This window comes from Clostridium sp. LY3-2 (assembly GCF_024705715.1).
Taxonomy (GTDB): Bacteria; Bacillota; Clostridia; order Clostridiales; family Clostridiaceae; genus Clostridium.
In genome coordinates this window covers 103,207-125,131 of record NZ_JAMDLQ010000032.1, presented here as the reverse complement: position 1 = coordinate 125,131, position 21,925 = coordinate 103,207, and the positions used below count along the sequence as shown (strand labels likewise).

The following is a 21,925-nucleotide window of genomic DNA, read 5'->3' as shown; positions in this document are numbered from 1 at the left end:
AGTAGAAGTGCAAAATTAAGGGTTATAGAAAAGATATAGATAGAAAAAAGTGTTATAAATTAAGAGGGATGTGAATAAAGTGATAGTAAAGGGTCAAGGTTATGTAAAAGGTAATACTGTCTTAAAGCCACAAAGACAAGTTAATACTCCAAATGAGAGAAATAAAAGTAAAAATAATAAAAAGATAGTTAGAAAAGCTAATAAAAATAATAAAGATACTAGAAACGCTTTATTACAAATTGCACTAGTAGTCTTTGTTTTAGGAGTTATGACTATATGGAGAGATACAAAAGTTTATAAATTACAGTCAGAACTTGGTAAATTCAATACAGAGATAAGCCACGTAAAAGCTGAAAATGAAGCTTTAAAAGTTGACTTATTAAAAAATGCGTCACTTAAGAATATTGAAAAAAATGCAAAAGGTAAGCTTAATATGATAGAATCTCAAAAAGCTGATAAAGTTTCAGTAGATTTATCTAAGAATTATTTAGAAGGAATAAATTAAATAAAAGTTTTATAAATGGGTGCAATAATAATTGCATCCTAATGTTTTTAGCAATTAATATGGAGGAATTAAAGTGAAAAATAAAAAATATAGAGATAAAATGCTTACTAAAAACAGGCTTATTGCAGTCTTTTGCGTTTTACTCTTTGTTTTCTCGATTTTAGCAGTTAGGCTATCTTATATTATGATATTTAAAAAGCAAGCATATGCAGCCGGTGCAGAAGAACAGTGGACAAGCGAAGTTAAAATTGATGCAAGAAGAGGGCGTATTTTAGATAGAAATGGTGTAGAACTTGCAGTTTCAGCAAATGTTTATAGAGTTGACTTTGATTTAAATTCAATAAGAAAACAACTTAAAGATGAAGGGAAAACACCAGAGGATATATCACCTAAAATAGCAGAAGCTGTTTCTATGAAAAATGAAGATGTTTTAAAAAAGCTTAAAACAACTCTTCCTAGTGGAGCGCCAGCTGGTTCAGCAACATTAGTTAGAAGAATTGAAAAAGAACAAGCTGATAAAGTTAAGGCGTTAGGAATTAGAGGAATAATAATATCTCCTGATACTAAAAGGTATTATCCAAATAATAATTTTGCAGCTCATTTAATAGGAACTACAAATATTGATGGAAAAGGGTTAACAGGTGTTGAACTTCAATATAACGATGAATTATCAGGTCTTCCAGGAATGAAGATTGCAGAACTTGATAATCACAACAACGATTTACCTTACACAATATCTAAATATACTCCGCCAGTTAACGGAAAAGATGTTACATTAACTATAGATGAAAAGATGCAATTCTTTGCAGAAAAAGCAGCAGAGAAAGCTTTAAAAGATAATAAGGCAAAAGCGGCATCAGTACTAGTTATGGACCCTAAAACTGGAGAAGTTTTAGCTATGGCAAATAAACCTGATTTTGATCCAAATGATCCATATAAAGGATCTGAAGCCTTTAGTGGGAAAACTGACTTTGATAAAGTACAAGCTATGTGGAGAAATAGATTAGTAAATGATACTTTCGAACCAGGTTCAATATTTAAAGTATTTACAGCTATTGCAGCTATGGAAGAAAATTTAGTTAAACCAACAGATACATTTACTTGTAATGGTTCATTAACTTTTGGAAATAGAAAAATAAAATGTTGGAAAACAGAAGGTCATGGAACTTTAACTTTCCCAGAAATTATCCAAAACTCATGTAACGTAGGTTTTATGGAACTTGGAGAAAAGATAGGTAAAGATAAGTTGTATGAATATATTAAAAAGTTTGGTTTTGGAGAATTAAGTGGAGTAGACTTACCTGGTGAAGCTAGAGGAATAGTTAAATCTCCTAAAAATATATCAATTACAGACCTTGCAACTATTTCATTTGGACAAACAAATACTGTAAACTCAGTTCAATATATGGCAGCTTTTAATGCTATAGCAAATGGTGGAACTTGGATTCAACCTCACGTTATGAAAGAAATTTCACACGAAGATGATACTGACGTAAGAGTTACAGATGAAAAGTTTAATCCTAAAACTAAAGAAGTTGCATCAAAAGAAAATACTAAAGAACTTAGACAAGATTTAGAAAGAGTTGTTACAGCAGGTTCAGCTAAAGGAACATTTATAGAAGGATATCATATAGGTGGTAAAACAGGTACAGCGCAAAAAGTTATAAACGGTGTTTATCAACCTGGAAAATATATATCTTCATTTGTTGGTATGGCGCCAGTTGATGATCCTAAAGTTACAGTTATGATAACTATAGACGAACCAAGCAACAATGCTTATTATGCAGGGGTTGTAACAAGTCCTATAGCTAAGGTATTATTTACTGATATTTTCAATTATATGGATACATTTAGTAGTGATAACAATAGTATGATTAAAAAGGATGTTATAATTCCAGAAATTCGTGATATGAAGCTTGAAGAAGCAAAAAAAGTTTTAAAAGATGAAAAAATCGATTATAATATAGAAGGTAACGGAAACACTGTTAAAAGTGTTAAACCTTATCCAGGATATGCAGTAAAAGAAGGAACAAAAATTAATATATACACAGAAGGTTCAGATCCGAATAGTAAAGCTGTAATTATGCCAGACCTTAAAGGTTACTCTACAGAATCAGCGACTAAATTATTAAAAGACTTAGGTATAACTCCGGTATTCCAAGGTGTTGGAAATGTAAAGGAGCAAAGTATACCAAGTGGAGAGCTTGTAAACAAAGGAACGAGCGTAAAATTAACATTAAATTCTGATTATAAAGATTAGATTAAAAATATAGCATGTAGGGTTTTTCCTTACATGCTATTTTAAATATATGTAATCTAAATTAAATTAGTAGCATATTATTTTAAAGGAGAGGATTAGATGAAATTAAGAGAACTTTTAGAAGACTTAAATTATCAAATAATTAAAGGAAATATTGATTCAGATATAAATGAAATCAACTACGATAGTAGGAAGGTAAAAGAATCAGATATATTTGTATGCATAAAAGGATTTCAAGTAGATGGGCACAAATTTATAGATAAAGCTATAGAAAATGGTGCAAAAACAATTATAGTTCAAGATGATGTTAATATTTCAGAAGATGTAAATGTTATAAAACTTGAAGATACAAGAAAAGGCCTTGCAATTTTAGGGTCAAAGTTTTATGAAAATCCAAAAGATAAGTTAAAAATCATAGGTGTTACAGGTACAAATGGAAAAACTACAACTGCATTTATGATTAAAAAAATACTAGAAGAAAATGGTTCTAAGGTAGGTTTAATTGGAACTATAGCAAATTATATTGGAAATAGAGAAATTCAAACAGAAAGAACTACACCAGAATCACTTGAATTACATGGATTATTTAAAGAAATGGTAGATTCAAAAGTAGAGTATTGCGTTATGGAAGTCTCATCTCATTCTCTAGAATTAGATAGAGTATATGGAATAGAATTTGAAGCTTCTATCTTTACAAATCTTACAAGAGATCATTTAGATTTTCATAAGACATTTGAAAATTATTATAAAGCTAAATTTAAATTATTTGAAAGATCTAAAATTAGCATAGTAAACATTGATGACGAATATGGAGTTAGGGTTACTAAAGATTTAGAAAATTTAAATAAAAAGTACAAAACATATTCTATAAAAGGAAAAGCAGATATAGAAATTAAAGATAAATTAAGTGAAAAGATGGATACAATATTTAAAGTATCTATAGGAAATGAAGAAGAAAAGATGTGCCTTCCAATCCCTGGTGAGTATAATGTGGCAAATGCTTTAGGGGCTATAGGCGCACTATATTCATTAAACTTTTCACTAAAGGATATAAATAAAGGATTAAAAGATGTAAATGTTCCTGGAAGATGCGAAAGATGCGCAAGAGAATTTAATCTACCATTTGAAATTTTAATAGATTATGCCCACACTCCAGATGGACTTAGAAACATATTAGAAACAGCTAAAGAGTTTACAGAAGGAAAGCTTATAGCTTTATTTGGTTGTGGTGGTGATAGAGATAAAACAAAGAGACCACAAATGGGTGAAATCGGAACTAACCTTTCAGATTTTTCAATAATAACATCAGATAATCCTAGAACTGAAGACCCTGAAGCTATAATAGAAGATATTATAAAAGGAATAAAAAAAGATAATTATATAAAAATAACAGATAGAAAAGAAGCTATAAGAAAGGCTATAGATTTAGCAAAAGAAGATGATGTAATAGTAATTGCAGGTAAAGGACATGAAACATACCAAGTTTTAAATACTGGTAAAATACATTTTGACGAAAGAGAAGTTATAGAGGAATACTTAAAACAAAAGAGAGGTGTTTAATTTGGAAATAACATTAAATGAATTAGTAAAGTTTTCTAAGGGTGAAATTATTTCAAAAACAAAGGAAACTAACTTTAATATTTTATCAACAGATACAAGAAAAATCCAAAAAGATAATATTTTCTTAGGATTAAAAGGAGAGAATTTTAACGGAAACAAATATGCTAAAGAAGCTTTAGATAAGGGTGCAAGTATAGCTATAGTTGATGAAGTTTTATTTGATATAAATGATACTTTAGATAAAGTTATAATAAAGGTTAAAGATACAAAAGAAGCTCTTTTAGATATTGCACATGGATATAGAGAAAAGCTTAACCTTAAAGTTATAGGAATTACAGGTTCAACAGGAAAAACTTCAACTAAAGACGTAACATCTGCATTTTTAAGTGGAAAATATAAAGTTTATAAAACTAAAGGGAATTTTAATAATGAAATTGGATTACCTTTAACTATTTTAAATTTAGATAGTTCTATAGATGTTGCAGTTTTAGAGATGGGTATGAGTGATTTTAAGGAAATTCATAATCTAGCAAAATGCGCAAGACCTGATATAGCACTTATTACTAATATTGGAGTATCTCATATAGAAAATTTAAAAACAAGAGACAATATTTTAAAAGCTAAGATGGAAATAGTAGATTTCTTTAATAAAGATAACACTTTAATATTAAATGCAGAAGATGATTTACTTAAAACTGTATCTTCAGATGAGTATAAAATAGTTAAAACTGGATATAATCAAAGCTATGAGTTTAGTGCTAAAGATATAGAAGTTACTTTAAACGAAACTTCTTTTACTTTAATTTCTAAAGAAGGAGAAAGAAAGATAACTTTACCTATGGTAGGTGAACATAACGTATTAAACTCACTTTTAGGGATAGCTGCAGCTTCTAAACTTAACGTATCATTAGATGAAATGATAGAGGGACTTAAAAGAATTGAAGCTACCTCAATGAGACTTGAGTTTATAAATACAGGTGAAATTTCAATTATAAATGATTGTTATAATGCAAGCCCAGATTCAATGAAATCTTCTTTAAAGGTTTTAGAAACTAGACCTGGTAGAAAGGTTGCTATACTTGGAACTATGAGAGAACTTGGTTTAGAAAGTGAAAAATCTCATAGAGAGGTTGGAAAGTTTTCAAAAGATATAGTAGATTCTTTAATAGTATGTGGTGAATATAAAGATGCTTTTAAAGAAGGCTTTGAAAAAGAAGGTATAAAATTATATAATACTAAAGGTGAACTTTTAAAAGAATTAGATTCTCTAATAGAAAAAGGCGACGTTATTTTAGTTAAAGCTTCTAGAGGAGAAAAATTTGAAGAAATAGTTGAAAAGTTAAAAGAGATTAAATTATAACAAAGGAGGTGGGCTGCAAGAAGTTTTACTTGCAGTGATTAATCATGGGGGATATAGCAAATTTATTAACTAACCCGAAAATTCTAACGGCATTATTTGTCGGTTTAATTGTATCATTAATTTTAGGACCAATTTTTATTCCAATACTTCATAAATTTAAATTTGGTCAAAATATCAGAAAAGAGGGACCTCAAAGTCATCTTAAAAAAGCTGGTACTCCTACTATGGGAGGAATAATATTTATTATTTCTATAGCTGTAGTTATGTTTGTTTCAGGATATAACTTATCAGGAAAAGGAATGGTAACTTTATATTCTATGATAGCATTTGCATTTATAGGATTACTAGATGATATGCTAAAGATAATTCACAGAGATAACGAAGGATTAAAAGCTTATCAAAAAATGCTTTTACTAGTATTATTTGGTGTAGCAATAGCGTATTACGCACAAACTGCATTAGGAACTTCAATTTCATTCCCATTTTATAGTGGTGCATTAAACTTTGGAATATTCTATATTCCATTTGTAGTTTTCTATTATGCAGGTGTAACAAATGCAGTAAACTTAACTGATGGTTTAGATGGACTTGCAACAACTGTTACTATTATTGTTTTAGCTTTCTTTGGAATTGTTGCATTTCAAAGAGGAGAAATGGAAATTGCAGTATTTTCTATAGGTCTTTTAGGCGCTTTACTTGGATTCTTAAAATTCAATAGATATAAAGCGAAAATCTTTATGGGAGATACAGGTTCTCTTGCACTAGGTGGTGCTGTAGGAACTATAGCTTTAATGCTAAAAATGCCTTTTGTACTAGTTATAGTTGGAGGAATTTATGTATTTGAAACATTATCAGTAATTATCCAAGTTGGATCATTTAAATTAACAGGTAAGAGAGTATTTAAGATGGCTCCTGTTCACCATCATTTTGAACAGGTTGGATGGAGTGAAGTAAAAATAGTTAGAGTATTTTCTTTAATAACAGTCTTGCTTTGTATTATTGGTTACTTTTCACTTTAATAATTTTAGTGGAGGGAGTTTGGTATGAGAAAAAGGAAACAGGGGAGAAATAGTATGGGTGCTATAGATTATGGTATTTTTTGTACTATAATCTTGTTACTATCAATCGGGGTAGTAATGGTATACTCTGCAAGTTCCTACTATGCGATGTTTCACTTTAAAGATAGTACTTATTTTTTAAAGAGACAGCTAGCTTGGAGTGCAGTTGGTATAATAGTTATGATGTTTATGATGTCGATAGACTATCATAAAATTAAAAAATTCACACTTATTGCTATGATTTGTACAGTACCTTTACTTTTAGCTGTATTCTTATTTCCAGGAGTTAATGGTGCTCAAAGATGGATCCAATTAGGGCCTGCATCTTTTCAGCCTTCAGAACTTGCAAAGTACGTTGTAGTTTTGTATTTGGCTATGGCACTATCTAGTATGGGAGATAGAGTTAAAGATTTTAAAAAAGGTATTATTCCGTGTTTTGCAATAGGAGGATTTTATGCAGGGCTTGTACTTGCACAAAAAAACTTAAGTATTGCTGCAGTTATAATGATAGTTACATTTATAGTTGTTTTTGCAGCAGGTGCTAGAAGGATTCATATGTTTGGAGTTGTAACTCCAGTTTTAACAGCAGCGGCGCTATTTTTTGCATTATTTGAACCATATAGAAGAGCTAGGATGTTAAACTTTATTAATCCTTGGAAAGATCCAGCTGGAAATGGTTATCAACTTATACAATCCTTTTATGCATTAGGTGCAGGTGGGGTTTTAGGTCTTGGGCTTGGACAGTCAAGACAAAAGACTTTATATATGCCAGAGCCACATAATGACTTTATCTTCTCTATAATTGGAGAAGAACTTGGATTGGTTGGATGTATATTTATAATATTATTGTTTGTAATATTTGTTTGGAGAGGTGTAAAAATAGCATCAAACTGCAAAGACTCTTATGGAACATACTTAGCTTTAGGTATTACATCAATAATAGCAGTTCAAGCTATTATAAACATAGCGGTAGTTACAGGTTCTATGCCAGTAACTGGGGTTCCATTACCATTTATAAGTTATGGAGGATCCTCACTAGTTATAAATATGACAGCTATGGGTATACTTTTAAATATTTCAAGACAAAGAAAAAATGACAAGTTAAAAGAAAAAGAAAATTAATAAATGTCTACACTAATTAAACTTTTTATATTTATATAAAATACGTTTAAATTAGTGTAGACTTTTTTATTAATAGAGAGTATTTTTAAATGCAATTTTCTTTAATTTTTTATAAATTTATAGAGTAATTTAAAAGGCGTAAAAGGACTTGAAATAATTAAGGAATATTTGTAAAATTAATGCTTTAAAAGATTTCTTTTTAGATTTTATTAATAAAAAAATAATGAAAAGGTTGGATATAAATGTTATTATATAATGGAGTGTAAAAATTTAATATAGTGAGGAAAGAATAAAGAGATGGGGAAGACAAATAACGTATATATTCTTAAAGCTAGAAGAAAAAGACATATAAAAAGAGGAATAATTTTAACAGTTATAATTGCTGGTGTTTTAGCTCTTTTTGTAACAAAATCAGACTTCTTTTTAATTAAGAATGTAAATATAAAAGGAAATTCAATAATTAAAACTGAAGCGATTATAAAAGACGCTGATTCTTTTAAGGGTGAGAATTTACTTTTTATCAAAGAAAATAATGTTATTTCTAAGATTAAATCAAATCCTTATATAGATAATGTAACTATTAAAAGATCACTTCCTAAAACTTTAGAGATTGATGTTACAGAAAAAAATGTCGCTTATTATTTTAAAGGAAAAGAAAACTTTGATATATTAAGTAGTGATTTAATATTACTTGAAAAGAGCAATAAAATAGATGATAAAAATCTAATAGAAATAACAGGGCTTAAAAAAGATGATTTAAACATAGGAGATTATATATCAAGTGGTGATAGTTTTACTATATTAAAAACTACATTAGATGAGCTTTATAAAATTCAAAAATCAAACAAAAGCAAATTTAAAGTTACTAAAGTTGATGTTTCTAGTTTAACTAATATGAAAGTATACTTTGGTGATGTAATGGTTAAAATTGGAGATGGGGAAGATTTAGTTAAAAAGATAAATACGGCTATCTCAATTCTAGAAGATAAATCAGTAAATCTGAAAAAAGGTTATATTGATGTAAGTTTTCACGGGTCGCCAGTTATAAAGAAGGAAAAAGATAAAGAAAAATAAGAAAACATTTATTTAAGGAGGATGGTATAGAGTGAAAGGTTCTAAGTCACAGATATCTATAGCCATAGTTTGTGGCCTTTTAGGGTTTTTATTAACTTACCAATACAAGGCGCTTACAAACAACCAAAGTACTTTAGATTCATCAAATAAAAGTGATTTAATAGCTGAAATAGATACTTTAAAAAATCAAAAAGCAGAACTAGAAAAATCAAATAGTCATTTAAGTCAAGAAATGAAAGAATTAGAAGAAGCTGCAACAAAAGAAGGTAAAGTAGGTGTTGAAGTTAAAAAAGAACTAGATGCAGCTAGAATGTATCTTGGGTTAGTATCAGTTGCAGGACCAGGGGTTCAAGTAACAATAACACCAAAAACTAGTCTTTTTGGGTCAAGTGATGTAGGGATGATAGTAAGTGAAGAAGAGTTAGTTCACTTAATTAATATATTATGGTATGCAAAAGCTGAGGCTATTTCAATTAATGATTACAGAATAACTCCTCAAACAGGTATAAAAAATTCTAGTAATTATATTTGGATTGGGTCAGAAGGAAGAATAAATCCTAAAGAACCCATAGTAATTAAAGCTATAGGAAATAAAGCTAAGCTAAATGCAGCTTTAAATTTTGCAGATTCATTAGACCATGGCGCACTTCAAAATTATGACTCAAAAGTTGAACAAATTGATAAATTAGATATTAATAAATCTACACAAACTCTAAAAAGTGAGTACTTACAAGATGTAGATAAGAAGGAAGGTGAATAAGGGTGATACCTTTTATTGGACTATTACTTGGTGTTTTATTTGGGTTTGTATTTGATGTAAATATTCCAGATAAATTTTCACCTTATATGTCAGTTGCAATCCTTGCATGTTTAGATTCAGTCTTTGGTGCAATACGTGCAAATCTTTCTAAAAACTTTAAAGCTGACATATTTATATCAGGATTTTTTGGAAACGCTATACTTGCGGCAGGACTTGCATATCTTGGAGATAAACTTGGAATTCCTATATATATAGCAGCAGTTATAGTATTTGGTGGTAGAATTTTTGATAACTTTGCAATTATAAGGCGTTTGCTTTTAGAAAAAATCAAAGCACGTAAGGGCTAGGTGATTATATGAAGAAAGCTTCAGGTAAGTTTTTGGTCTTTATATCAGCTGTAATTTTAGGATATTTAATAGTTTTAAATTCTAACTTAGGTGGAATGAAAGATTTATTTGATTTAAGTGCAAAAGAGTATGGAGATGCTATAGAAGAAAGATCAGATCTTTATAAAAGTGTCTCTAGTTTAAAAGAAAATAATGAAAAAATGAAAGAAACTATAGAAAGTTATAAAAATAATGATAAAGACCAAGACAAGATAGTTGAAAAGATGGTTAGTCAATTAAACGATTATGGTAAACTAACTGGAACTACAGAAGTTTCAGGGCCTGGTGTTGTTATAACTATAAATGACGGTGATGTGGAAAATAAAAACAATACCGATTATGAAAAAATGAAAAAGATTTTTCACGATAATGATATGGCTTTAGTTATAAATGAACTTAGAAAATCAGGTGCAGAGGCTATTTCTATAAATAATAGAAGAGTTATACCAAGTACTGCTGTATTTTGTAATTGGGCTTTTTTAGGATTTGAAGATGGTACGACAGAATATGCGCCTTTCAAAGTTTATGCAATAGGAGACCCAGATACTTTAGAAGCATCTCTTTTAGGTGAAGGAAGTTACATTAAAGAGCTTATGTATAGAGAACTTCAAGTAAGTATTGAAAAGAAAGAAAAGATAGTTATGCCAGCTGCAAAAACTATAGGAACGACAGATTATATGAAAGAATCTACAAATTAGATAAAAACTAAATAAATCCTCTTAAAATAGAGGATTTTAAAATTTTTTATAGAATATAAAATAAAGTGAAACTTAAAGTAAATATTAGGAGGCTGCTATGAGTATTAAAGAGAATATAGATGAAATATTAAATGAAATACCAAAAGACGTAAAACTTTTAGCTGTTTCTAAAACTAGAACATTAGATGAAATGAAAGAAGCTTATGATGCAGGTATGAGAGAATTTGCAGAAAATAAGGTTCAAGAGTTACTTTGGAAAGAGGAAGAGTTTCAAAAGGATGTCAAATGGCATCTTATTGGAAAACTTCAAAGAAACAAAGTTAAGTATATTGTTGGAAAAGTAGATCTAATTCATTCTTTATCAAGTGAGAAACTATTAGATACAATAGAGACCAAATTTGGTGAGGCAAACGAAACTATAGACTGCCTAATCCAAATCAATATAGGAAGAGAAGATTCTAAAAGTGGTGTTTTAGTTGAAGAACTGGATAGCTTAATAGAAGCAGTAGAGAAGTGTAATTTTGTAAAGGTTAAAGGGATTATGGTTATAATTCCAAAGGGTTCAGAAAAAGAAAACAGAGAATATTTTAAAGAAACTAAAAAGATATTCGATAGTTTAAAAGAAAAAGAATTCAAAAACATAACTATGGAAATATTATCTATGGGTATGACAAATGATTATAAAATAGCAATTGAGGAAGGTTCTAATACTATAAGAGTTGGAACTGGAATTTTTGGAGAAAGAGATTATAGCGTATAGGAGGAAAATAGTATGTCTAACATGATGTCAAAAGTAAAAAATATCTTAGGGTTTGGAGATTATGAAGAAGATTTCGAAGAAGAAGGATTAGAAGAAAGAATAGAAGATGAAGTAGTAAATGAAGATGACTATACAGAAGTTCAAGGACCAGATATTTTAGGACCTAAGGGTGGTAAAGTAGTTAATATTCATACTAATGCTTCTGCTAAAGTTTTAATTATAAAACCAACTTCATATGAGGAATCTATGGAGATCTGTGATGCCTTAAAAAATAGAAGAATAGTTGTTATTAATACTTCAAGTTTAGAAAATAGAACAGCTAGAAGATTATTAGACTTTTTAAGTGGGGCATCTTATGCACTACAAGGGGATTTCCAAGAGGTTGAAAAGGGAGTTTATATCCTTTCACCTTCAAATGTAGAAGTTACTAACGAATTAAAAAGTGAGTTATCATCAAAAGCAGCTCTATTTAATTGGACAAAGTAATTAAAGGAGTAATATATGGTTAGTTTAATAAACTTAATATTTAGAGCGTTAGAAGTTATCATTATTGTAGAGTGTTTATTATCTTGGGTACCGAGTCCTACAACTCAAAGCATAAGAGAATCTTTAAATGTTATTACAGGACCAATTCTTGAACCGTTTAGACAGTTACAATATAAATTTTTAGGTGATGTACCTATAGATTTATCACCAATTTTTGCAATTGTAGTTTTAAACGTTGTTCAAAGTTTAATAATAAGATTAATACTTTTTTAGATGAGTAGAGATTATATATTAAAACAATTTAAAGATGAAGATAAAAATCTTGTAATAAATCTTTATGAAAAGATGAAACTTTCCCAAGATAAAGATATACCTATGTTTGGAAGTAATTTTTACCCTCCAAACGTATGGAAAGTATTTGAAGGATTTAATAGTAATTTACTTAAGGTAGAGAGCTTTGGTGGCTTTTTAGATTCTGAAAGAAGAATGATATCATTTAATAATTTATATGATATACCTTATCCTATGAAAATCTTGAAAATAACAAACCCTTCAAAATTCAAAAAATTAACTCATAAAGACTACTTAGGTAGTATTATGAGCCTTGGAATACTTAGAGATAAAATAGGTGATTTAATTACTAAAGAAAATGTGTGTTACGTGTCTTTAAGTGAAGAAATTTCAGATTATATTATTATGAATCTTGAAAAGATTTCAAGTGTTCCGTGTATTATAGAAGAATTTTTAGGAGATACTTCTGATATTTCAATAGACTTTAAAGAAGAAGTTATATTAGTAAACTCATTACGATTAGATTCAGTAGTTTCAAAGATTACTAAGAAATCTAGAAGCTTTGCACAAGAATTAATAAGTGATGGGAAAGCATTAAAAAACTACAATATAATTAGAGATAAAAGTGATGAAATTTCTATATCAGATAGGATAACTATAAGAGGATATGGTAAATTCATAGTTCATTCTGTGCCTAGCACAAGTAAAAGCGGTAAATTGAAAGTAATTATAAAAAAATATACATAATAGAGGTGGAATTATAATGAAGTTAACTCCGATGGATATTAATAACAAAGAGTTTAAAAGAGGATTAAGAGGATATAATCCAGAAGAAGTAGACGAATTCTTAGATGAGATAGTTGATAATTATGAAGAATTATATAAAGAAAATGCTAAACTTAAAGATAAGGTTCAAATCTTAAATGAACAAGTTGAGCATTACGCAAATATAGAATCAACAATTCAAAATACTTTAGTTTTAGCTCAAAATGCAGCAGACCAAGCTAAAAATACAGCTCAAAAAGAAGCTGAAATGCTTGTTAAAAATGCAAATGAAACAGCACAAAGAATAGTAGATAAAGCACATAATGATGTTATTCAAATAAATGATGAGTTTGATAGAATAAAACAAGAGTTTATTAAATTTAGAGCTAAATTTAGAAACTTTATGAATACTCAATTAGAAACATTTGATGATTTAGAAAAAGATTTAAATAAAAATTATTCAATTTCAACTCCTGTAGAAGAAATGCCAAGACTTCCAAAAGAACCTGTTTTTGAAGAAGTTGCAGTAACAGAAACAGAAGAAGAAGTTGCAATAGATGAATTAGATGAAATAAAAAGCTTCTTTGCAAATAAAGAAGATTAAAACCTTTAAAGAGCTATCTTATTTTTATAGATAGCTCTTTTAATATTTTAAGGCTTATTATTTATTATGTTGAGTATAAAGTATTAATATATTATAATTGATAAGTAATAATATCTTGAGGAGATAAAAATAATGGAAGAACGTATTTATAATATAGACGAAACCCTAAAAGGTAAAAGAATAGATAAATTTTTAAGTGAAGAATTTGAAGGTAAATCTAGATCTTTTATTCAAGGTATAATAGAAAAGGGAACTGTTTTAGTTAACGAAAAAGTAGTTAAAAGTAACTACAAATTAAAAACATTTGATATAGTAAAGGTATCTATGCCAGAACCAGAAGAGTTAGATGTTCAGGCTGAAAATATTGATATAAACATATTATACGAAGATAGTGATGTTGTAGTTATCAATAAAGCTAAGGGAATGGTAGTTCACCCAGCACCTGGTAATTATAATGGAACTTTAGTAAATGCACTTTTATATCACTGCAAAGATTTATCTAGTATAAATGGTGTTATAAGACCTGGAATAGTTCATAGAATTGATAAAGATACAACAGGAGTTTTAGTAATTGCAAAAAATGATGATGCTCATGTTAAGCTCTCAGCCCAATTAAAAGACCACTCAATGAAAAGAGAGTACTATGCATTAGTTGAAGGAAAGATATCAAAAGATTCTGGAACTATAGATAAACCTTTAAAAAGATCAAAAAAAGATAGACTTAAAATAGCTATTGATAGTGACGGAAGAAGAGCTGTAACTCATTTTGAAGTTATAGAAAGATTTAAAAACACCACTTTAGTAAAGTGTGTTTTAGAAACAGGAAGAACTCATCAAATAAGAGTTCATATGGCATCAATCGGGCATCCTTTAGTAGGTGACCCGTTATATGGATTTAAAAAGACTAAATTTAAATCAGGAGGCCAAATGCTTCATGCAAAGGTACTTGGATTTATTCATCCAAGAACTAATGAGTATGTTGAGTTTACAACAGAGCTTCCGGAAAATTACACAAAGTTAATAGAAAACCTTAAAAAAGAAAACATATAGGAGGGATTACTCTTGAAATTAAAAGCAAATCTTTTAGATGAAAAAGCCATAAAAAGAAGTTTAGTTAGAATTTCTCATGAGATAATCGAAAGAAATAAAGGTGTAGAAGATATCGTTCTTATAGGAATAAAAAGAAGAGGATATCCACTTGCAAAAAGAATAGCAGAGCAAATATCTAAATTTGAAGATGTTTCTATGGATGTTGGGTATGTCGATATAACTTTATATAGAGACGATTTATCTTTTGATAATGGAATGCCAAATGTTAAAGAGACTGATTTAGGGGTAGATATAACAAATAAAAAAGTAATACTTGTAGATGATGTATTATTTACTTGTAGAACAGTTAGAGCAGCAATAGATGCAATAATAGATGTTAATAGACCTAAATGCATTCAACTTGCAGTCCTTATAGATAGAGGTCATAAAGAGCTACCTATTAGAGCAGACTATGTAGGAAAAAATATTCCAACTTCAAAAGAAGAGGTTGTTGGAGTTAAAATAGTTGAAATAGACGGGGAAGATTCAGTTAAAATATATGAAAGAGAAGATTAATCTTTTAGAGGAGATGAAAAGATGGAGTACAACTTAATTGCAACTACTACTTTTGGATTAGAAGGAATAACAGCAAAAGAGCTTAAAGCTTTAGGATATGAAGATTTAAAATTAGAAAACGGTAGAGTTGAATTTATAGGAGATGAAATGGATATAGCTATAGCTAATGTTCATTTAAGAACTGCAGATAGAGTTCTTATAAAGATGGCTGAATTTGAAGCTAGAAGCTTTGAAGAGTTATTCCAAGGAACTAAAAAAGTAAACTGGGCAGGGTTAGTGCCTAAAAATGGTATAATGCATGTTAACGGTAAATCCGTAAAATCAACTCTTCATAGTGTACCAGATTGTCAATCTATAGTTAAAAAAGCTATAGTAACAAGTATGAGTGAGAGCTATGGAATAGAAAAATTTAGTGAAAACGGACCTTTATATAAAATTGAAGTAGGTATACTTAAAGATAAAGTAACACTTACAGTAGATACATCAGGTGCAGGTCTTCATAAAAGAGGATATAGAGAGCACGCTGGGGCAGCGCCTTTAAAAGAAACTCTAGCTGCAGCTATGGTTCTTTTATCAAGATGGAAAGATAGTTATGAACTTATAGACCCATTTTGCGGATCAGGAACTATATTAATTGAAGCTGCTATGATTATGCAAAATATAGCACCAGGAGTTAATAGAGATTTCGTATCAGAAACGTGGCCAAACATGCCAGAAGAAATTTTTGAGCAAGTTAAAGCAGGTGCAAGACGTTCAGAAAAGAAAAAAGATATAAAACTTATAGGATACGACATAGACTTTAGAGTTTTAAAGGTAGCAAAAGAAAATGCTAGAAAAGCCGGGGTTTTAGATTATATAGAATTCCAAGAAAGAGATTTTAAAGACTTTTCAACTAGACACAAATACGGATTTATTATAACTAACCCTCCATACGGAGAAAGACTTAGTGATGAAAGAGAAGTAGCTAGACTTTATAGAATTTTTGGGAACTACAAAAAGCAATATAAAGATTGGGAATATAATATTTTAACTTCTTTTGAAAACTTCGAGAAAAAGTTTGGAGAAAAGTCAACTAAAAATAGAAAACTTTATAATGGAAGATTATTATGTTACTACTATCAATTTATGGATAATTCACTTATAAAAAATCAAGGCGATACAGTAGCTCAGTGTTTAATAGATTAATTAAAAATATCATTAGCTTTAAAAGCTAATGATATTTTTTTTACTTTTCTAAGTTTAAATTATTAAATTCAGATGGGTCTGTAACTAAAGTCCAATTTGTGTGATAAATAACCATACCAGGCTTTGCACCTACTGGTTTTTTAAGTTCTTTAACTTTAGTGTAGTCAACTTCAACTTTACTTGAAGTTTTTGCCTTGCTATAAAATGCTGCAATAACTGATGCCTCTTCTATAGTTTTATCTAATAATTCGTCTGTGCAAACTATAACGTGAGAACCTGGAACATCTTTAGTATGCATCCAAAGCCAGTTTTTCTTTGCAAATTTTAAGCTTAAATAATCATTTTGGATGTTGTTTTTTCCAACATAAATATCTATTCCTTCAGAAGATACAAAGTGAAGAGGCTTTGATTTACTTTCTTTTTTAGATTCTTTTTTAAACTTAATGTACCCAGTTTCCATAAGTTCTCTTTTAATAGGGTCTATTTCGCTATAAGAGTCAATATTTAAAATATTAGTTAAAACTGAATTTAAGTAATTTAGTTCTTCTAAATTTTTATCTAATTGAATTTTTGCCTCTACTTCTGCTTTTTTTAGCTTGTTATACTTTTTGTAGTAATTTTGCACATTTTCAGAAGGAGTTTTATTAGGATTTAAAGCTATAGTTATATCTTCGTAATTTTCACTATAGTAGTTTTGAAGTGTGATTTCTTTTAATCCTTTTTTTAAGCTATATATATAAGAAGTTAAAAGATCACCAAAGATTTTATATTTTTCTTTAGACATACAGTCTGCAATACTTTTATTTAAAATCTTTTCTTTTTTAAGACATCTATCAATATTAGTTGTAACTAATCTTTGTAAGTTTGTTGTCCTACTATGAAGTCTTTCTTGTTTATCCTTAGTGCTATAGAAATCTTCTAGCATTTTTGAAGGATTATCATATTTAACAGATTTAAGGTTTTTATCAATATTTTTGAAAATAAGTGAATGGAAATCCTTGTATAATCCGTAATTATCTAAAATTATATTAAATTCTGGATAATTTTTTAATAATTTAAAAACATCTGTAATAAATTTGTATAGAATATCTATCTCTGTTAATGTATAATTATTTTCAGATGATTCTAAAAATAATTCTTTAGATAAACTTTTACTAACGCCTGTAAAGGTCTTTAGGAAAAAATATTCATCAAGAGAAATATCGTTAGTTTCTACAAAGGTTATTAATTCTTCCTTTTTAAAATCGAAAGGGTTAAGTTTTGTAGAAGCTGGAGGATAGATATATTCTACTCCAGGATATAAAACTCTATAAGTATTTATATCAGGAGTGATATGTTTTATAGATTCCATTACTTTCATATCTCTTTCTCTTATTAAAGAGATATTTGAGTGACGACCCATTATTTCAACTATTAATAGATACTTGCTATCATAGCCAAGTTCATCTCTTGAAGAAATAGTTAGAGTAACTACTCTATCTGTATCTTTTTGAGTTACATCTATTATAGTACCACCTACTATGTACTTTCTAAGTACCATTAAGTAAAGTGGTGCTTTAAGTGGGTTTTCTTTTTGAATGTTAGTTATATGAAGTCTTGCAAATTGAGATGAAGAAGAAATTAATAATTTAAAATTCTTTCTATCTTTTCTAAGTGTAAGAATAATTTCATCCATTTCAGGTTGGTTTATTTTATCTATCTTTGAATTTATTAAAGTATCTTTTAAGTCAGTTAGTAAACTGCTTAAAAATACGCCATCTAATGCCATAATTTTTGCCATCCTCTCTAAATGTTATTTAAAGATAGTATAACATTTTTAGGATGCAAATATCAATTTATATAGACTAGGAGTGATAAGAATGAACTTTGTAAAAATGCATGGTATTGGAAATGATTTCATATTTGTTGAAGATTTAAAAAATGAAATTAAAAATGAAAGTGAGCTTTCAAAAAAAGTATGTGATAGGCACTTTGGTATAGGTGCTGATGGGTTAGTTTTAATTAGAAAAGATAATAATATCTTTGAAATGGTTATAATAAATAGTGATGGATCTTATGCAAGTATGTGTGGAAATGCTATTAGATGTTTTGGAAAATACATTTATGATAAAGGATTTACAAAGGATAAGAAATTCAAAGTTAAAACAGGTGATGGAATAAAAGAAATTGAACTTTTATTTAAAGATGAAAAAGTAACTGGAGCTAAAGTATATATGGGAAAACCTTCTTATAAAGGTGAAGATATAGGACTTAAAAAAGGACTAGATGAAGTTATTAAAAAAAATGTTAAAATAAATGATAAAAATTACGAATTAACGTCTGTTTTAGTAGGTGTACCTCATACTATAATCATAGGAAAAGAAAATGAGTATAATGTTAATGAAGGTGCTTTAATTGAAAAATACGAATTTTTTAAATTTGGGACAAATGTAAATTTCGTAACAATAAAAGATAGAAAAAACATAATAGTAGAAACATTTGAAAGAGGCGCAGGCGCTACTTTAGCTTGTGGCACTGGTGCATCAGCTTCTGTAGAAGTTTTAAAAAGGTTTGACCTTGTAGATGATGTTGTAAAAACTAAACTACCTGGCGGTAATTTAACTATTGAAATAAAAAATGAAGGAATTTATATGAGCGGAAACGCAGAATATATTTGTGAAGGGAAGATTTTATAAGGAAATGAAATTTAGAATGAATGTTTTAAGAAGAAAGAATTTATTAGTCTTACTTCTTATAAGTTTTTCATTTATTCTATATGCTTGTGGTAACAAAGAAAATGAAGTTAAAGAAGATCTGGACAAATCAAAAGTTACCTTAAATAGTGGCGCAATAGTAGTAGGAGAAAATGGGACATATAAGAATTATGATATTAAAGATGGAAAATATAGCGAATTAAATGGAGACCAAACTATTGTTGAGTATGATGAAAATACTAATAATTATATTTTTATTAAAGACTCAAAGCACTTTGTAAAATTTAATGGGGAAGATATAAAAATTGATGAGGCTAATTACGATTTCTTAAATTTATCAGAAAATGGTGATGCTGTAGCTTACATGGTTAATGACAATGGATATAAATTAAAGATTTTAGATTTAAAAAGTAAAGAAAGTAAATTTGTTAAAGAGGATACTCAAATATCTGGGAATTTATTTGATTTTACAGGAGATGATAAATTAGTTTATTATGGAATTGGAAAAGATAAAACTAATGGGATATTTACATACGATTTAAAAACAGGTGAAGAAAAACTCTTATATAAATTATCTGGCGGAGGATACGTTGAATTTTTAAAAGGATACAAAGACGGAGTGATAATTTTCCAGCAAACTTTAGATAACAACAAAGTTTTAAAAGAGATCACAAAAGATGGTGAAGTAAAAGTTCTTTCAGAAGATATTGAAAAAGTAAAAGATGTAATAAAAAATAACGGAAAATATTATGTTCTTGGAAGTTTTTCAGGTGATTCAAACTCTTTATATGAATTAAATAGTGATAAAACTTATAATAGATTAGTATATGATTTTCCAAAAGGCGTTGACTTAAATAAAGGTATTTCAATTACAAAAGATGGACTATTATTATTTGTTGGAATTGATGAATACAATAAACCTTCTATCTATAGCTATGATAAAAATGGAAACGTGAATTTAGTTTTAGATGGAAAAGAAGATTATACTTTTGTTAAAATTAACTAAACAGATTGTTTAGTTAATTTTTTTATACTTAAAAATAGGTAAATTACAAGTGAAGTGAATATAATAAAATAAAGCCCCTTAATAATATGAAAGTTTGGTGAGAATTTTATGACGGTTCAAAAGAAAGTATATAAAAAAGTTGGAAAGATAGATAAAGTACTCGCAGATGATATAGGTTTAGATTATTACGGAGATGTGTATATCTCAAGGGGAGCCTTTAATCATATTCTAAAAAAGCATGGAAAACAATTTACAAAAAATATAAAAGATAACTTATCTATTATAATCGAAAGAATTATTGGAAATCCTGATTTTATTGGTAAATCTAAAAGAAGAGGGGAAAGTGCTTTAAGAGTAGTTAAAAAAGTAGACGCTTATATTATGTTAGTATTAGAAGTTGATAAAGAAGAGGGCTATATGTATGTTGCAACGATGTATCCATTAACTAAATCTAAGCTTAAAAATAGTATTTATAGCGGAAGCTTGTTGGAAACAAACAAAGGAGTTGGAATATAATAAAAAAGGATATATAATAAGTTATAGATATTTTTGAGGTGAGAAATGGCACCTCACGCGCTAAAAATTAAATTATAGTAAATAGAGATGTAGGATACGCCGCCCTACCGAAAATATCTTAATAAAAGACTTTTGATTTTCAAAAGTTTTTTATTTTTAAAATATAACTAAAGAAGTAAGGAGAAAAGGGAGATATGAAAAAAGTAGCAGTAGTTTTTAATGGTGGAACTATTTCAATGAAAGTAGATGAAAGACTTCAAGCAGCAGTTCCAAGCTTAAGTGGGGAAGATATAATGTCTCTAGTTACAGGGGTAGAAGATTATGCAAAGGTAGAAAATCATACATTTTCAAGTCTTCCATCACCACATGTAACACCGAAACTTATGTTAGAACTTTCAAAGTTTGTACAAGATTTAGCAAACAGAGAAGATATAGATGGTATTGTAGTTACTCATGGAACAGATACTTTAGAAGAAACAGCATATTTTTTAGATTTAACTACAAATACAAAAAAGCCAATAGTAGTTACAGGGGCTATGAGAAGTAGTTCAGAACTTGGTTATGACGGACCTTTTAACTTAGCCACATCAATTTGTACGGCTATTTCAGATGAAGCTTACGGACGTGGAGTTTTAGTTTGCTTTAATGGAGAATTAAATGATTCAATAGAAGTAACAAAAGCAAACTCAATGGCTTTAAACGCCTTTAGAACACCAAACTTTGGACCTATTGGAGTAGTTGACAATAATAATGTTATATTCTACAGAAAAGGAAAAAAAGGTGTAAAACTTAATCCTAAAAATATGGATAAAGACGTAGCTTTAATAAAATGCGTCTCAGGTATGGGAAGTGAATTTATAGACTTCTCATTAGATAAAGGATATAAAGGGTTAGTTATAGAAGCTATGGGAAGAGGAAATGTACCTCCAACTATGGTTAAAGGAATAGAAAGAGCTATAAAAGAAGATATTCCTGTAATAATCGTATCAAGATGTTTTGAAGGAAGAGTATTTGAAAGTTACGGTTATGAAGGTGGAGGAAAGCATTTAAGAAATATGGGATGTATCTTTGGAGATACTATGCCAGGACAAAAGGCTAGAATTAAACTTTTAGCTGCAATAAATAGCGGTAAAACTGTAGAAGAAATAAGAGAAATCTTTGAAGAGGGATTATACGCTCACCACTAAACACGAACAATTATATTTAATAATATTATAAATATACATAAAAA

The 21,925-nt window shown here is 28.7% G+C and carries 23 protein-coding genes; 22 read left to right on the top strand and 1 reads right to left on the bottom strand.

Annotated elements, in window-relative coordinates; genetic code table 11:
- Positions 1-70 precede the first annotated feature (70 nt).
- The 18 genes from M4I33_RS11115 (at position 71) to M4I33_RS11030 (ending at position 16,479) form a co-directional block, all read left to right on the top strand.
- Complete coding sequence (locus M4I33_RS11115) at positions 71-505, top strand: cell division protein FtsL (RefSeq protein ID WP_257916853.1); 435 nt, start codon at positions 71-73, stop codon at positions 503-505.
- Positions 506-578: 73 nt separating this feature from the next.
- Positions 579-2,765, top strand: coding sequence for a stage V sporulation protein D (locus M4I33_RS11110; protein WP_374707711.1), 2,187 nt, complete (start codon positions 579-581; stop codon positions 2,763-2,765).
- A 99-nt stretch (positions 2,766-2,864) separates the two neighbouring features.
- A complete protein-coding gene (locus M4I33_RS11105) occupies positions 2,865-4,325 on the top strand; it encodes a UDP-N-acetylmuramoyl-L-alanyl-D-glutamate--2,6-diaminopimelate ligase (protein ID WP_257916852.1) in 1,461 nt (486 codons plus the stop codon).
- Between the two features lies 1 nt (position 4,326).
- Complete coding sequence (gene murF, locus M4I33_RS11100; protein WP_257916851.1) at positions 4,327-5,685, top strand: UDP-N-acetylmuramoyl-tripeptide--D-alanyl-D-alanine ligase; 1,359 nt, start codon at positions 4,327-4,329, stop codon at positions 5,683-5,685.
- Between the two features lie 44 nt (positions 5,686-5,729).
- Positions 5,730-6,704 carry a phospho-N-acetylmuramoyl-pentapeptide-transferase gene (gene mraY / locus M4I33_RS11095; RefSeq protein ID WP_257916850.1) on the top strand — a complete coding sequence of 325 codons (975 nt, stop codon included), beginning with the start codon at positions 5,730-5,732 and terminating at the stop codon, positions 6,702-6,704.
- A 24-nt stretch (positions 6,705-6,728) separates the two neighbouring features.
- A complete protein-coding gene (gene spoVE / locus M4I33_RS11090) occupies positions 6,729-7,865 on the top strand; it encodes a stage V sporulation protein E (RefSeq protein ID WP_257916849.1) in 1,137 nt (378 codons plus the stop codon).
- Positions 7,866-8,162: 297 nt separating this feature from the next.
- The gene (locus M4I33_RS11085) at positions 8,163-8,939 is read left to right on the top strand and encodes a cell division protein FtsQ/DivIB (protein ID WP_257916848.1); all 777 of its coding nucleotides are present in this window, start codon (positions 8,163-8,165) and stop codon (positions 8,937-8,939) included.
- Positions 8,940-8,970: 31 nt separating this feature from the next.
- Positions 8,971-9,699, top strand: a complete 729-nt coding sequence (locus M4I33_RS11080) for a DUF881 domain-containing protein (protein WP_257916847.1) — start codon at positions 8,971-8,973, stop codon at positions 9,697-9,699.
- A 2-nt stretch (positions 9,700-9,701) separates the two neighbouring features.
- Positions 9,702-10,046 (top strand): small basic family protein, encoded by a 345-nt coding sequence (locus M4I33_RS11075; RefSeq protein WP_257916846.1) that lies wholly within the window; start codon positions 9,702-9,704, stop codon positions 10,044-10,046.
- An 8-nt stretch (positions 10,047-10,054) separates the two neighbouring features.
- Positions 10,055-10,783: a DUF881 domain-containing protein gene (locus M4I33_RS11070; RefSeq protein ID WP_257916845.1), complete on the top strand. Its 729-nt coding sequence runs from the start codon at positions 10,055-10,057 to the stop codon at positions 10,781-10,783.
- Positions 10,784-10,880: 97 nt separating this feature from the next.
- Complete coding sequence (locus M4I33_RS11065) at positions 10,881-11,543, top strand: YggS family pyridoxal phosphate-dependent enzyme (RefSeq protein ID WP_194190554.1); 663 nt, start codon at positions 10,881-10,883, stop codon at positions 11,541-11,543.
- Positions 11,544-11,555: 12 nt separating this feature from the next.
- On the top strand, positions 11,556-12,029 hold the full coding sequence (locus M4I33_RS11060; RefSeq protein WP_194190553.1) for a cell division protein SepF: 474 nt from the start codon (positions 11,556-11,558) through the stop codon (positions 12,027-12,029).
- A 15-nt stretch (positions 12,030-12,044) separates the two neighbouring features.
- Complete coding sequence (locus tag M4I33_RS11055; protein ID WP_257916844.1) at positions 12,045-12,302, top strand: YggT family protein; 258 nt, start codon at positions 12,045-12,047, stop codon at positions 12,300-12,302.
- Positions 12,303-13,067 carry an RNA-binding protein gene (locus M4I33_RS11050; RefSeq protein ID WP_257916843.1) on the top strand — a complete coding sequence of 255 codons (765 nt, stop codon included), beginning with the start codon at positions 12,303-12,305 and terminating at the stop codon, positions 13,065-13,067. It abuts the gene before it with no gap.
- A gap of 16 nt (positions 13,068-13,083) precedes the next feature.
- Complete coding sequence (locus tag M4I33_RS11045) at positions 13,084-13,689, top strand: DivIVA domain-containing protein (protein ID WP_194190550.1); 606 nt, start codon at positions 13,084-13,086, stop codon at positions 13,687-13,689.
- A 132-nt stretch (positions 13,690-13,821) separates the two neighbouring features.
- A complete protein-coding gene (locus M4I33_RS11040) occupies positions 13,822-14,739 on the top strand; it encodes an RluA family pseudouridine synthase (RefSeq protein WP_257916842.1) in 918 nt (305 codons plus the stop codon).
- Between the two features lie 12 nt (positions 14,740-14,751).
- Positions 14,752-15,294, top strand: a complete 543-nt coding sequence (gene pyrR, locus M4I33_RS11035) for a bifunctional pyr operon transcriptional regulator/uracil phosphoribosyltransferase PyrR (protein ID WP_257916841.1) — start codon at positions 14,752-14,754, stop codon at positions 15,292-15,294.
- A 21-nt stretch (positions 15,295-15,315) separates the two neighbouring features.
- On the top strand, positions 15,316-16,479 hold the full coding sequence (locus M4I33_RS11030; protein ID WP_257916840.1) for a class I SAM-dependent RNA methyltransferase: 1,164 nt from the start codon (positions 15,316-15,318) through the stop codon (positions 16,477-16,479).
- A 40-nt stretch (positions 16,480-16,519) separates the two neighbouring features.
- Here the strand turns inward: M4I33_RS11030 and M4I33_RS11025 are convergent, their stop codons facing one another.
- On the bottom strand, positions 16,520-18,247 hold the full coding sequence (locus tag M4I33_RS11025) for an NFACT family protein (protein WP_257916839.1): 1,728 nt from the start codon (positions 18,245-18,247) through the stop codon (positions 16,520-16,522).
- A gap of 91 nt (positions 18,248-18,338) precedes the next feature.
- Between M4I33_RS11025 and dapF the strand changes: the two genes are divergently transcribed.
- The 4 genes from dapF to M4I33_RS11005 all read left to right on the top strand — a co-directional run bounded on the left by dapF (position 18,339) and on the right by M4I33_RS11005 (position 21,881).
- A complete protein-coding gene (gene dapF, locus M4I33_RS11020; protein ID WP_257916838.1) occupies positions 18,339-19,154 on the top strand; it encodes a diaminopimelate epimerase in 816 nt (271 codons plus the stop codon).
- Positions 19,135-20,178 (top strand): hypothetical protein, encoded by a 1,044-nt coding sequence (locus M4I33_RS11015; protein ID WP_257916837.1) that lies wholly within the window; start codon positions 19,135-19,137, stop codon positions 20,176-20,178. The genes dapF and M4I33_RS11015 overlap by 20 nt, the downstream gene beginning before the upstream one ends.
- 108 nt (positions 20,179-20,286) lie before the next feature.
- Positions 20,287-20,694 (top strand): PBECR2 nuclease fold domain-containing protein, encoded by a 408-nt coding sequence (locus M4I33_RS11010; RefSeq protein ID WP_257916836.1) that lies wholly within the window; start codon positions 20,287-20,289, stop codon positions 20,692-20,694.
- Positions 20,695-20,888: 194 nt separating this feature from the next.
- Positions 20,889-21,881, top strand: coding sequence for an asparaginase (locus M4I33_RS11005; protein WP_257916834.1), 993 nt, complete (start codon positions 20,889-20,891; stop codon positions 21,879-21,881).
- Positions 21,882-21,925 lie beyond the last annotated feature (44 nt).